Origin of the sequence: Nocardia sp. NPDC049149 (assembly GCF_043197455.1) — a bacterium.
Classification (GTDB): domain Bacteria; phylum Actinomycetota; class Actinomycetes; order Mycobacteriales; family Mycobacteriaceae; genus Nocardia.
Genome location: NZ_JBICTD010000016.1, coordinates 16,063 through 28,531, shown reverse-complemented (window position 1 = coordinate 28,531; position 12,469 = coordinate 16,063). Strand labels below are relative to the sequence as shown.

General features: G+C 69.4%; 11 protein-coding genes. 7 read left to right on the top strand and 4 right to left on the bottom strand.

The features are described from left to right. Window positions 1–801: 801 nt before the first annotated feature. The 4 genes from cobT (at window position 802) to ACGFNJ_RS40820 (ending at window position 3,944) form a co-directional block, all read left to right on the top strand. The gene (cobT, locus tag ACGFNJ_RS40835; RefSeq protein ID WP_393461441.1) at window positions 802–1,887 is read left to right on the top strand and encodes a nicotinate-nucleotide--dimethylbenzimidazole phosphoribosyltransferase; all 1,086 of its coding nucleotides are present in this window, start codon (window positions 802–804) and stop codon (window positions 1,885–1,887) included. Next, a complete protein-coding gene (locus tag ACGFNJ_RS40830; protein WP_393461439.1) occupies window positions 1,884–2,228 on the top strand; it encodes a hypothetical protein in 345 nt (114 codons plus the stop codon). Before cobT ends, ACGFNJ_RS40830 begins: the two co-directional genes overlap by 4 nt. Beyond that, a complete protein-coding gene (locus ACGFNJ_RS40825) occupies window positions 2,225–2,974 on the top strand; it encodes an adenosylcobinamide-GDP ribazoletransferase (protein ID WP_393461437.1) in 750 nt (249 codons plus the stop codon). The genes ACGFNJ_RS40830 and ACGFNJ_RS40825 overlap by 4 nt, the downstream gene beginning before the upstream one ends. 256 nt (window positions 2,975–3,230) lie before the next feature. After that, window positions 3,231–3,944: an MBL fold metallo-hydrolase gene (locus ACGFNJ_RS40820; protein WP_069167863.1), complete on the top strand. Its 714-nt coding sequence runs from the start codon at window positions 3,231–3,233 to the stop codon at window positions 3,942–3,944. 48 nt (window positions 3,945–3,992) lie between these two features. Here ACGFNJ_RS40820 and ACGFNJ_RS40815 read toward each other — a convergent pair whose 3' ends face one another. The 3 genes from ACGFNJ_RS40815 to ACGFNJ_RS40805 all read right to left on the bottom strand — a co-directional run bounded on the left by ACGFNJ_RS40815 (window position 3,993) and on the right by ACGFNJ_RS40805 (window position 7,599). Beyond that, a complete protein-coding gene (locus tag ACGFNJ_RS40815) occupies window positions 3,993–5,090 on the bottom strand; it encodes a branched-chain amino acid aminotransferase (protein WP_393461435.1) in 1,098 nt (365 codons plus the stop codon). 651 nt (window positions 5,091–5,741) lie between these two features. Further along, a complete protein-coding gene (gene gcvT / locus ACGFNJ_RS40810) occupies window positions 5,742–6,842 on the bottom strand; it encodes a glycine cleavage system aminomethyltransferase GcvT (RefSeq protein WP_393461433.1) in 1,101 nt (366 codons plus the stop codon). Between the two features lie 151 nt (window positions 6,843–6,993). Continuing rightward, window positions 6,994–7,599: a GNAT family N-acetyltransferase gene (locus ACGFNJ_RS40805; RefSeq protein WP_393461431.1), complete on the bottom strand. Its 606-nt coding sequence runs from the start codon at window positions 7,597–7,599 to the stop codon at window positions 6,994–6,996. A 110-nt stretch (window positions 7,600–7,709) separates the two neighbouring features. Here ACGFNJ_RS40805 and ACGFNJ_RS40800 point away from each other — a divergent pair, with 110 nt between their 5' ends. Further along, window positions 7,710–8,510, top strand: a complete 801-nt coding sequence (locus ACGFNJ_RS40800; protein WP_393461429.1) for a TetR/AcrR family transcriptional regulator — start codon at window positions 7,710–7,712, stop codon at window positions 8,508–8,510. After that, on the top strand, window positions 8,507–10,018 hold the full coding sequence (locus ACGFNJ_RS40795; protein WP_393461427.1) for a leucyl aminopeptidase: 1,512 nt from the start codon (window positions 8,507–8,509) through the stop codon (window positions 10,016–10,018). Before ACGFNJ_RS40800 ends, ACGFNJ_RS40795 begins: the two co-directional genes overlap by 4 nt. A gap of 49 nt (window positions 10,019–10,067) precedes the next feature. Here ACGFNJ_RS40795 and ACGFNJ_RS40790 read toward each other — a convergent pair whose 3' ends face one another. After that, on the bottom strand, window positions 10,068–10,430 hold the full coding sequence (locus tag ACGFNJ_RS40790; protein ID WP_393461425.1) for an oxidoreductase: 363 nt from the start codon (window positions 10,428–10,430) through the stop codon (window positions 10,068–10,070). 258 nt (window positions 10,431–10,688) lie between these two features. Here ACGFNJ_RS40790 and sucB point away from each other — a divergent pair, with 258 nt between their 5' ends. Then, window positions 10,689–12,467: a 2-oxoglutarate dehydrogenase, E2 component, dihydrolipoamide succinyltransferase gene (gene sucB / locus ACGFNJ_RS40785; RefSeq protein ID WP_393461423.1), complete on the top strand. Its 1,779-nt coding sequence runs from the start codon at window positions 10,689–10,691 to the stop codon at window positions 12,465–12,467. The last annotated feature ends 2 nt before the right edge of the window (window positions 12,468–12,469 follow it).

The following is a 12,469-nucleotide window of genomic DNA, read 5'->3' as shown; positions in this document are numbered from 1 at the left end:
GCAGACCACGAGTGGCACATGGCTGCGGCAAAGTGCGAGAAGACCTCTCCACCATGTACCACTCGTCGCCACGCCGAGGCCCGAAGAGACCACGCCAGCCAGTCCACTCGCGCCGGTGGCTGAGTCGGAGCAGCCGCACACGCGCGGCACGAGCCAGCTCACCCGCAGCGGCGGCCGAGTCGAAGCGACCCCACGAGCCAAGCCACTCGCGGCGGCAGCCGAGTCGAGACAACCCCACGAGTGCGCGGCACGCGGCACGCGCGAAACTCCTTCGCGCGCGGCCGAAGAAGCCACAGCGGCGCAGACCACGAGTGGCACATGGCTGCGGCAAACACCGAGAAGACCCCTCCACCATGTACCACTCGTCGCCAGGGCGAGGCGCGACGAGGTCGCGCGAGCCAGTTCGCTCGTGCCGGTGACGGAGTCGAAGCAGCCGCGCGCGCGGCGCGAGCCAGCTCAGCCGCGGCAGCGGCCGAGTCGGCGCGACTGCCCGGCGCGCAGCGGACTCGGCACGACCACACACCGCCCCGCGGATTCGGCGCGACCGTACGGCGCGCGGCGGATTGCGACCGGCGGGTGCGGCTGCAGTTTCGCGAATGGCGCGGGCGCTGGGGCTTGGTGTGTGGCGGTTGGGGCGGCTCGTGGGAGTGCGGGGTCGGGCGGGCTGATAGTTGTTCGGGGAGCGGGAAACGCGCGGGTTGTCGGGGTGGGGGCGGGTGGTGTGCGCGGGGGTGGGTGGGGCGGGCAAGATTGGGCGGTGAGGCGGTGGTGGTGTGCCGCTCCGGATGGGAAGGGTGGACAGTGACGCACGAATTCGGGGTGGTTGACGCTCCTGACGCGGCAGTCCGGGCGGCCGCCGAGGCGCGCCAGGCGCAGCTGACGAAACCCGGTGGGGCACTCGGACGGCTCGAGGAACTCGGGAACTGGGTGGCGGCCTGTCAGGGCGCGTGCCCGCCCAAGCAGTTCGAGCGGGCCAGGGTTGTGGTGTTCGCCGGAGACCACGGCGTTGCGCGGCATGGGGTTTCGGCGTACCCGAGCGAAGTGACCGCGCAGATGGTCGCGAACTTCCTCGGCGGTGGCGCCGCCGTGAACGCCCTCGCTGCCGTCGCAGGCGCCACGGTGCGGGTCGCCGACATTTCCGTCGACGCCGACACCGATCCGGTGGTCGCCAAGCACAAGGTGCGTCGCTCCAGCGGGTCCATCGACCGCGAGGACGCGCTCACCGCCGACGAGGTGCAGGCCGCGTTCGCTGCGGGCAAGGCGATCGCCGACGAAGAGATCGATGCGGGCGCCGACCTGCTGGTCGCGGGCGACATGGGCATCGGCAACACCACCCCCGCCACGACACTCATCGCGACCCTCACCGACACCGAACCTGTTGTCGCCGTTGGCCGCGGCACCGGCGTCGACGATGCGGGCTGGGCGCGCAAGGTCGCCGCGATCCGCGACGCCATGCGCCGCGCCCGCCCAGTCGTCAAGGACCCGGTCGAGCTGTTGCGGGTCGCCGCGGGCGCCGACTTCGCCGCCATGGCCGCGTTCCTCGCGCAGGCGGCCGCCCGCCGCACCCCGGTCATCCTCGACGGAGTCGTCGTCACCGCCGCCGCTTTGGTCGCGGAAGATCTCGCTCCCGGCGCCTCCGCGTGGTGGCTCGCCGGCCACCGCTCCACCGAGCCCGCCCACAACCTGGCGTTGCAACGCCTGCGCCTCGACCCAGTCATCGATCTCGGCATGCGCCTCGGCGAAGGATCCGGCGCGCTGACCGCCCTGCCCATCCTCCGTGCTGCCGTCGCCACCCTCGCCGACATGTCCACCTTCGCCGAGGCAGGCGTCAGCACGGCCGAGCTCGCGACCGAATCCGAAACTCCCCCACTGGATCTCCGGAAATGACCAACCGGTCCCCCCGACCGACCACGCCGCTGGTGCATAAACCGGAGCGTGCCGATCGAGTCGCGGCCAGCCGGGAACCCGAACGCACCAACCGGAACACAGCCGGGCACGAACCCGAACGCACCAACCGGAACACAGCCGAGCACGAACCCAAACGCACCAACCGGAACACAGCCGAGCACGAACCCAAACGCACCAACCGGAACACAGCCGGGCACGAACCCAAACGCACCAACCGGAACACAGCTGAGCACGAACCCGAACGCACCAACCGGAACACGGCCGAGCGGGAACCGGAACGCGGTGACCGGCACGCGGCAGCACTGGGCGCGCGGCGATGAATGGGGTGCGGTTGGCGGTGTCGTGGCTGACGGTTTTGCCGGTGCGGGGGCCGGAGCGGGTGGATCGGGGGGTGGCGGGGACGGCAATCACGGTGGCGCCGTTGGTGGGTGGGCTGCTCGGGGTGGGAGCGGCCGGGTTGCTGTGGGTGTTGGTGTGGGTTGGGGCGAGTTCGGAGCTCGCAGCGATACTTGTGGTCGGGGCGTTGGCGTTGATCACTCGGGGCATGCATCTTGACGGGCTCGCCGACACGATGGACGGTCTCGGCAGCTACGGTCCGCCGGAGCGAGCACGGCAGATCATGAAAAGTGGTGGCGCCGGGCCGTTCGGCGTCGCCGCCATCGTGTTCGCCGTAGGCGTCCAAGCGTTTTCGTTTGCCGCGCTGGCCGAGTCAGCGCAATGGTTCGCCGTCGGCCTTGCGGTCATGGTCGGCCGCGTCGCAGTGGTGCTGGCTTGTCGCAAGGGAATCGCCGCCGCCCCGGACACCAGCTTCGGCGCACTCGTCGCAGACACTCAACCCACTGTCACCGCCGCGGCATGGTCGGTCCTCGTCCTCGCTGCCGCCGTCTTCGCCACTCCGGACCACCGCTGGCTCGGCCCCGCCGCCGTCCTCCTGGCCCTCGCCGTCTCCACCCTCCTCGCCCACCACTGCCGTCGCCGCTTCGACGGCCTCACCGGCGACACCCTCGGCGCAACCATCGAGCTCTCCGTCGCCCTCACCGCGGCCACCCTGTCCCTCTCCTTCTGACACCGGACTCAGTCACCACCATGTCCCACTCGCGACACCCACCCGTCCAGAATTGGACGCCCACTCCCGGGGCGAATCGCCGAGTGGGAACTGATGGCGGTGGTCTCTCGCTTGGGATGCCGCCACCAGTTCCCACTGATCATCGGTCCAATCTGTGTCCCGGCCCGCGATCGTCCAAGGGGTGCGGGTGGGACTGATGGGAGGAATTGCTGCGGCGGCGCGCACGGCGTCTGGGTCGGGCAATAAGGTGTGCGGTATGTCTTCTGAGCGCCTGTATTTTCGCCAGCTGCTGTCGGGGCGGGACTACGCCGTCGGCGATCCGATTGCGACGCAGATGCGCAATTTCGCGTACCTGATCGGCGATCGGGACACCGGTGAATGCGTGGTCGTCGACCCGGCGTACGCGGCGAGCGATCTGGTCGATATCGCCGAGGGCGACGGGCTGCGGCTGACCGGGGTACTCGCCACCCATCACCACCCGGACCACGTGGGTGGCACGATGCTCGGGTTCACGCTGGGCGGCGTGCGTGAGATGCTCGAAAAGACAAGCGTCCCAGTGCATGTCAACGCGCAGGAGCTGTCCTGGGTGGCCAATGTCACCGGCATCGCCGAGAGCGAACTCACCGGCCATCAGCACGGCGACAAGGTCAGTGTCGGCGCCTTCGATATCGAACTGCTGCACACACCGGGCCACACGCCGGGCAGTCAGTGTTTCCTGTTCGATGATCGGCTCATCGCGGGCGACACCCTGTTCGTCGACGGCTGCGGCCGCACCGACTTTCCCGGCGGCGATTCCGACGAAATGTTCCGCAGCCTGCGCTATTTGGCGGGTTTGCCCGGTGATCCAGTCGTCTACCCCGGCCACTGGTATTCGGACGAACCGCACGCCCCGCTCTCGACTGTCCGGGACAAGAACTACGTGCTGCGTCCCCAAACCCTCGAGCAATGGCACATGTTCATGCCGAGCTGAGCGACGGTGGCGGTCGAAACGACCGCCACCGGTGTGTCACTCGTCGAACTACATGCCGCGCATCCACCCGTGGATGTCGGCGAAGGTGCCGCGCTGAATACCGGTGAGGGTGTCGCGCAGCGCCATGGTGACCTCGCCTGGCTCGCCGCCGCCGATGGTGAATTCACCCTCGCCCGTGCGGACCCAGCCGACGGGGGTGATCACCGCGGCGGTGCCGCACCCGAAAACCTCGGTGATTTCGCCGGATTCGGCACCCTTGCGCCATTCCTCGACCGAAACCTTGCGCTCTTCGACCGGGAAACCGGAGTCGGCGGCGAGGGTGAGCAGCGAGTCGCGGGTGATGCCGGGCAGCAGGGCACCGGACAGTTCCGGGGTGACCAGCCGTGCCTCGGAGCCGGAGCCGAAGACGAAGAACAGGTTGTTGGTGCCCATCTCCTCGACGTAGCGGCGCTCGCACGCATCCAGCCAGACCACCTGGTCGCAGCCCTTTTCGCTGGCCTCCGCCTGCGCGAGCAGTGAGGCGGCGTAGTTGCCTGCGACCTTGGCCTCGCCGGTGCCGCCGGGAGCGGCACGCACGTAATCGGTCGACAGCCACACCCGCACCGGCTTCACGCCGCGCGGGAAGTAGGCGCCCGCTGGGGAAGCCATCAGCAGGTACTTGTAGCCGGACGCGGGCTTCACGCCGAGGCCCGCCTCGGTGGCGAACATGAAGGGACGCAGGTACAGCGAGTCTTCGCCGCCTGCCGCGGGCACCCAGTCGCGGTCGACGTCGAGGAGCTGACGCACGGATTCGATGAACAGTTCTTCCGGCAGTTCGGCCATCGCCATCCGCTTGGCCGACCTGGCGAACCGGGCGGCGTTCGCGTCGATGCGGAAGCAGGAGATGCTGCCGTCGCTCTGCCGGTACGCCTTCAGTCCTTCGAAGATGGCTTGGCCGTAGTGGAAGACCATCGTCGCGGGGTCGAGCGCGAGCGGGCCGTAGGGCTCGACGCGCGCGTTGGACCATTCGCCGTCGGCGTAGTCGATCGACACCATGTGGTCGGTGAAGAACCGCCCGAAGCCGGGCGCCGCCAGTACCTCTTGTCGCCGCTGCGCCGGGGCGGGCGCGGGATGCGGGACACGGGCAAACTGTGCAGCAACGGTCATGCAGGTGATCCTATCCGGGCCGGTTTCATGGTTTGCGCCCGATTGCCCACCTCACCGCAAAAGTTCACGCCAGCACCGCCACTCGCGCACCAGATTGCACTCTGGGCACTAAATCACCGCAGGAAACCACACCGCCCGGTTCGCATCCTGCGCACTCTCCCCACGAACACCCTGCGACACGCCGAGGAGCGAAACGCCGACGCCCGCCCGGGGTCCCGCGCCATGCCGTCATGGATTACGAAAGGCCGGCGCCCGATATGTCCGGCCCCGGAACATCTCGAACCAACAGCCCGGGCACTAACCACACCCTGCACCGGCAACAGCGGCCAGTCGCCACGTCCGCGCGGGTCATCCTGAGTCGCTTCCGCCGGACCCTCGGCGCACCACATGCCTTCCGCCGCCCGCCGGGTCGTCGCCGAATGTGGGTGGATCGCCGCGTGGTGATCCCCCCACAGGCGGTGCACCCGCGGCACACGCACCGCTCGAGCAACTACTACGAATCGGCCCCAAAGCGACCGTGGAACGCGGGCGGTAGCGGCACGCACCAGTTCGAGTGGCTACTTGGCGGCGGCCTCGACGACGACCGGGCAGATCACCGTGGAACACAGCCGATACCGGTGCGCGCACCTTGGGACGCGCACCGGTCGGTGACTACTTGGTGTTGGTTTCGACGAATGGTGGGCGGATCACCTTGCAGCGGAGGCGACGTCCGCGCACGTCGACCTCGACCTCGGTGCCAGGCTCGAGGCCCGCTTCGGTGTCGAGGAGGGCGAGGGCGATGCCGATCTTGAGGGTGGGCGAGAAAGTGCCCGAGGTGGTTTCGCCGACCGGGGCACCGTCGTGCAGGACGGTCTGGCCCGGACGCAGCACGCCGCGGTCGAGGGCTTCCAGGCCGAGCAGGGTGCGGCGCGGGCCAGCCGCCTTCTCCTGCTCGAGCGCCTCCTTGCCCCAGAACGCCGCCTTCTTCCAGCCGACCGCCCAGCCGGTGCGCGCCTGCACCGGGGAGATCTCCAGCGACAGCTCGTGGCCGTGCAGCGGGTATCCCATTTCGGTGCGCAGGGTGTCGCGGGCGCCGAGGCCTGCGGCTTGGCCGTCGGCGGCCTGCACCTGAGCGACGAGCGCGCGGAACAGCGCCTCGGCGTCGGCCCAGCGCGGCAGCAGTTCGTAGCCGTGCTCGCCGGTGTAGCCGGTGCGACAGACGCGCACCGGCCGCCCGTCCCATTCGGCGTCGGCGTAGGCCATGTACTCCATCTCGGTGGGCAGGCCGAGCGCGGCGAGCACCTCGGTCGAGCGCGGTCCCTGCACCGCGAACACGCCGTACTCCCGGTGCTCGTCGGTCACCGTGATGCCTTCGGGCGCCACCTTCTGCAGCTCGGCGACCACGGCCGCGGTGTTCGCGGCGTTGGGCACCAGGAAGATCTCGTCGTCGCTCACGTAGTAGGCGATGAGGTCGTCGATCACGCCACCGTCGGGCGCGCAGCACAGCGTGTACTGCGCCTTGCCCGGCCGGATCCGCCCGAGGTCGTTGGTGAGCGCGGAGTTCACGAATTCCGCCGCGCCCGCACCACGCACCGTCGCCTTGCCGAGGTGGCTCACGTCGAAGAGTCCGACGGTGGTGCGGACCGACTGATGTTCGGCCACCGTCCCCGCATAGGAGACGGGCATTTCCCATCCGCCGAACGGAGCGAAAGTCGCCCCCAGCTCGACGTGTACACCGTGAATTGGGCCTTGCAGCAGGTTCGAGTCGGTCACCCGGCGAAGCTTATCCGCCGCTCGCAAATCATGGGACCACTCCCACGCCGCCCGCCCGTCGAGCCCCGCCGACTCACCGTTTCACGATCGAGTGGGAACTGGTGGCGGAGGCCTCGACGAACGCCGCCACCAGTTCCCACTCGGGACAGCATCAGCCGCGGAACCACATGGGGCGCAGGGTCGGTCCGCCCTCCGGCAACTCGTGCAGGGTGCCGGTGTGCGCGAAACCCATTCGGGTGTAGAGGCGTGCGGAACGTTCGGTGCTTGCTTCGAGGTAGGCGGGCACTCCCGCCGAGGAGGCCGCTTTCGTGCGATCGGCGAGGATCGCGCCGCCTGCACCCTTGCCGCGGTGCTCCGGCACCGTGACGATGACCTGCAGGTACCGGTGCGGGAACTCGCGCGGATGCGAGCGCGCCAGCAGGTCGGTCACCACCGAGACCCGCTGCAGCGGACGCACATCCGGCGAGCCTGCGGCAACCGCACGCGCCTCGACGGCCTCATGCTCGAACCGCGCCACCGACTCCACGTGCTGCCAGATCGACACCGCCCAGATCTCCGACTCGGTACCCGCGAGCCAGATCTCGTCGTCGCGCAGCGCCCGGTCGATGAGGGTCGGCACATAGTCCCCGCTGAACTGTTCGAACGGATATCCCTCCAGCACCCAGGCCGTGACCGCCTCGTCGGGGCTGGCGATGCCGAACGCCTCGATGACCGCGTCCCGATCCTGCGTCATCGCCTGCCGAACCGTGATCTCCATCGCCTGTCCCTTTCACTCGTGAACACTGTGTGCTCTCGCCAAGGTAGGCAGCTCAGTGCGGTGTTGCTAGCATTTCGTCACAGCTGTTCGTGTGTCGAAATGGAGGCCGCATGGCCTGCGAAATCTGCGCCGCCGCCCTCGCGCAACCGGCACGCGGCCGCAAACGCCGCTATTGCTCGCGCGCCTGCCAGGCCCGCGCCTACCGAGCCCGCCGCGACGCGGTGGCCGCGCGACCACGCACCGCCCGCCCGACCCGGCTGACCACGGTCGGCATCTTGCGGGCCGCCGTCGTCCTGGCCGATCGCGACGGCATCGACGGCCTGTCCATGCGCCGCATCGCCAGCGAACTCGGCGCGGCAACCGCGGGCCTGTACCGCCACTTCCCCGACCGCGAGGCGCTGCTGGCAGGCATGGCCGAGCTCGTACTCGCCGAAATCCGCCCGCCCACAGCGGACCTCACCGACTGGCGAGCCAGGCTCAGCTACGAGGCGCACGAGGAATGGCAGCTGTACCAACGCCACCCGTGGATGCTGCCGATCCTCGCGCGCACTCGTCCGCCGCTGGGTCCCGCGCTCTTGGACATCCTCGAACGGTCCTTCGCCGCGCTCGACCACCGCGGTATGAACCGCGAGGCGATGCTCGCGATCTACCTGTCGTTCTCCGGCCTGGTGCAGGGCCTCGCGCTGCTGACGAGTTCGGAACGCGCCGAACGGCTACACACCATCGAGCCGACAGAGCTACCCGACGAACTCCCCGAGCTGCTCGACCCGACCATCCGCCCCGTGCTGCACCGGCTGTTCTCCGACGGCCCGCCCGGCCCCGACCTGGACTTGGACCGAATCCTCGACGACGGGCTCGCGCTGCTCCTCGACGGCATCTCGATCAGACTGCCCAGTAGCCTGAGCCAATGACCGCTGTTGCAGATCGCCCATTAGGACCGGAACTCGCCCGCACCCAGACCATCAGCGCGGACACCGACGTGCTCGTCCTCGGGTTGACCTCTTCCGAGAACGGCCCCGCCATCGTGCCCGAGGACCTGTTCGGGGATGTGCTCACTGCCGAGGTCCGTGCCGAACTGCTCGATCAGCTCGGCGCGGTCGGCGCGAAGGGCAAGGCCGAGGAGTTGACCAGGGTGCCTGCTCCGGCCGGGCTCGCGGGCGTGACGAGTGTGCTCGCGGTCGGCCTCGGCGCGGCCGAGAAGATCGACGCCGAGCAGATCCGCCGTTCCGCGGGCGTGGCGGCCCGCACGCTGTCGGGCACCGAACTGGTGGTGACCACGTTGTCCGGCCTCGACCTCGGCCCGGCCGCGGAGGGCTTCTACCTCGGCGCCTACACGTTCACCCCGTTCAAGTCGGACAAGTCCGCGCCGAAGCCGGACGAGCGCCCCGTGGCCAGGGTCGAATTCCTGGTCCCCGAGCCCGATTTCGGCGACGAGGCGCTGACCAAGGCGCAGCTGACCGCCGAAGCCGTCGCCACCGCACGGGATTTCGTCAACACCCCGCCGAGCCACCTCTACCCCGCCGAATTCGCCGCCCGCGCACAGCAGTTGGCGGAGGCGGCCGGACTGCAGGTCGAGGTGCTCGACGAACATGCATTGGAGGCAGGCGGTTACGGCGGCGTGCTCGGCGTCGGCAAGGGTTCGTCGCGGCAGCCGCGGCTGGTCCGGATCACCTACGCGGGCGGGCCGAAGAAGGTCGCGCTGGTCGGCAAGGGCATCACCTTCGACACCGGCGGCATCTCCATCAAGCCCGCGCAGAACATGGAGAACATGACCTCGGACATGGCGGGCGCCGCGGCGGTCGTCGCGACCACGCTGCTCGCCGCGCGGCTCGGCCTGCCGGTCACCGTGACCGCGACCGTGCCGATGGCGGAGAACATGCCGTCGGCCACCGCGCAGCGCCCCGGTGACGTGCTCACCCAGTACGGCGGCATCACCGTCGAGGTGATCAACACCGACGCCGAGGGCAGGCTGATCCTGGCTGACGCGATCGTGCGGGCCAGCGAGGACGAGCCCGACTACCTCATCGACGTGGCGACTCTGACCGGCGCCCAGATGGTGGCGCTCGGCACCCGCACCCCTGGCGTGATGGGCACCGACGAGTTCCGCGACCGGGTCGCCGCGATCTCCCGCGAGGTCGGCGAGAACGGCTGGGCGATGCCGCTGCCCGCCGAGTTGCGCGCGGACATCAACTCGAAGATCGCCGATCTGGCCAACGTCGCACCGCACCGCTGGGGTGGCATGCTCTCGGCCGGGCTGTTCCTGAAGGAGTTCGTCCCGGAGGGCGTGCAGTGGGCCCATCTCGACGTCGCGGGTCCGGCGTACAACACCGGCGGCCCGTTCGGTTACATCGGCAAGGGCGGCACCGGTGTCCCGGTGCGCACCCTCATCGCTGTCATCGAGGACATCGCCGCGGAGTGAATGCCGATGTGCCGCCTCGGCTTCCCACCCGAGGCGGCACATCCGAAATCTAAAGCTCGCGTAAATCTTCCTCGAACGCCCGCTGGCGCTCGATCCGTTTACGTGCGTCGTAATCGCGCATCCGTTGTGGATATCCGGTCCGACCGACGTCGTAGACCGGGATCCGCAAATCCTTGGCAAGCCGCTGCGCTCCGCGCTCGCCGACGATCCGTCTCGTCCATTCACCGTCGGCGGCGATCAACACGACAGTGACATCTGTCACAGTAGTTTTCGGCTCGATATAGCCTTCGACGCCCACATGGCTGCGCACCCACTCGGCGAGATAGCGGGCATCGCCGCCATCTCCAGAACCCGTGCGTATCGCGCTAGCACCCCGGGTCGCGCCGCTTCGGAAACGATCCAGCAAACCCAACGACGCGCACCTCCTTTCCCACACCGGAGCGTCCCACACGCCGGTCCTCCCATCTTGCCAGCTCCAGGGAGTTCGCTGCCCTGTGCTACACGCCGGACGGCCAAGTGCAAGGATGGTTCGCGGTACAAGAACCACAAGATCTCTGGTGCCACGCACAATGATCGGTGGCTTCGGGACCTACGCCGCAACCGCGACGCGGGTCCGCCGAGAGATCAACTGTTGTAGAACCCCGTCGAGCAGTCAGAGGAGTCAGAGGACATGGCCTTCTCCGTCCAGATGCCAGCTCTTGGTGAGAGCGTCACCGAGGGAACGGTCACCCGGTGGCTGAAGCAGGAAGGAGACACGGTCGAGGTCGACGAGCCGCTGCTCGAGGTCTCCACCGACAAGGTCGACACCGAAATCCCGTCCCCCGTGGCGGGTGTGCTGTCGAAAATCGTCGCCCAAGAAGATGATGTGGTCGAGGTCGGTGGCGAGCTCGGCGTGATCGGTGATGCCGGTGAGGCGCCCGCCTCGAACTCGGCTCCCGCCCCCGCAGCCGCCGCGCCCGCGCAGGAAGCACCCGCCGAGGAAGCTCCCGCCGCAGAGCCGGAACCCGTCCAGGAAGCAGCCCCTGCACCGGCGCCCGCCGCCGCAGCCGCGCCCGCGTCGTCGGGTGAAGGCACACCGGTGAAGATGCCCGAGCTCGGCGAGTCGGTCACCGAGGGCACCGTGACCCGCTGGCTCAAGGCCGTCGGTGACGACGTCGCCGTCGACGAGCCGCTGCTCGAGGTCTCCACCGACAAGGTCGACACCGAAATCCCGTCGCCGGTGGCAGGCACCCTGCTGGAGATCACCGCGCAGGAAGACGATGTCGTCGCTGTGGGTGGACAGCTCGGCGTGATCGGCAGCGGTTCCCCCGCGGCCGCCGCACCGGCGCCCAAGGCACCGGCCCCCGCCCCCGCGCCTGCGCCGAAGCCCGAACCTGCACCCGCCCCCAAGCCTGCGGCCGCCGCACCGGCTCCGAAGGCTCCTGCCCCGGCTCCCGCGCCTGCCCCGGCACCGGCCAAGGCACCCGCCGCCACCGCCACCGAGCCGGACACCTCCGGCAACGGCGCGACCCCGTACGTCACCCCGCTGGTGCGCAAGCTGGCCGACGAGAACGGCGTCGATCTGTCCGCGCTCACCGGTTCCGGTGTCGGCGGACGCATCCGCAAGCAGGACGTGCTCGCCGCCGCGGAAGCCAAGAAGGCGCCTGCCCCGGCCGCCGCTGCACCGGCCGCTCCCGCGGCCAAGGCGCCCGCCGCCCGGGCGGCCGCCACCCCGCAGCTTGCACACCTGCGCGGCACCGTGCAGAAGGCGAACCGCATCCGCCAGATCACCGCGACCAAGACCCTGGAATCGCTGCGCACCACCGCACAGCTGACCCAGGTGCACGAGGCCGACGTCACCAAGATCGCGGCGCTGCGCAGCCAGGCCAAGGCGGCCTACAAGGAGCGCGAGGGCGTCAACCTGACGTTCCTGCCGTTCTTCGCCAAGGCCGTCGTCGAGGCGCTCGGCGTGCACCCGAACATCAACGCCTCCTACGACGACACCACCAAGGAGGTCACCTACCACGCGGCGGTGCACCTCGGCATCGCGGTGGACACCGAGCAGGGCCTGCTGTCCCCGATCATCCACAACGCGAGCGACCTGTCGCTGGCCGGCCTGGCGCGCGCCATCGCCGACATCGCCAATCGCGCGCGCAACGGCGGTCTCAAGCCCGACGAGCTGTCCGGTGGCACCTTCACCATCACCAACATCGGCAGCCAGGGCGCGCTGTTCGACACCCCGATCCTGGTTCCGCCGCAGGCGGCCATGCTCGGCACCGGCGCGATCGTCAAGCGCCCCGTGGTGGTCAAGGACGAGACGGGCAACGAGTCCATCGGCGTTCGCTCGATGTGCTACCTGCCGCTCACCTACGACCACCGCCTCATCGACGGCGCCGACGCTGGTCGCTTCCTGACCACCATCCGGCACCGGCTCGAGGAAGCGGCGTTCGAGGCGGACCTCGGCCTGTAATG

What these genes read in the sequence shown, in the direction of transcription:
- ACGFNJ_RS40800 (WP_393461429.1), top strand. Translation starts at nt 7,710, where the DNA reads ATGGCCTGCGAAATCTGCGCCGCCGCCCTCGCGCAACCGGCACGCGGC.
- sucB (WP_393461423.1), top strand. Translation starts at nt 10,689, where the DNA reads ATGGCCTTCTCCGTCCAGATGCCAGCTCTTGGTGAGAGCGTCACCGAG.
- ACGFNJ_RS40805 (WP_393461431.1), bottom strand. Translation starts at nt 7,599, where the DNA reads ATGGAGATCACGGTTCGGCAGGCGATGACGCAGGATCGGGACGCGGTC.
- ACGFNJ_RS40815 (WP_393461435.1), bottom strand. Translation starts at nt 5,090, where the DNA reads ATGACCGTTGCTGCACAGTTTGCCCGTGTCCCGCATCCCGCGCCCGCC.
- ACGFNJ_RS40820 (WP_069167863.1), top strand. Translation starts at nt 3,231, where the DNA reads ATGTCTTCTGAGCGCCTGTATTTTCGCCAGCTGCTGTCGGGGCGGGAC.
- ACGFNJ_RS40825 (WP_393461437.1), top strand. Translation starts at nt 2,225, where the DNA reads ATGAATGGGGTGCGGTTGGCGGTGTCGTGGCTGACGGTTTTGCCGGTG.
- ACGFNJ_RS40830 (WP_393461439.1), top strand. Translation starts at nt 1,884, where the DNA reads ATGACCAACCGGTCCCCCCGACCGACCACGCCGCTGGTGCATAAACCG.
- ACGFNJ_RS40795 (WP_393461427.1), top strand. Translation starts at nt 8,507, where the DNA reads ATGACCGCTGTTGCAGATCGCCCATTAGGACCGGAACTCGCCCGCACC.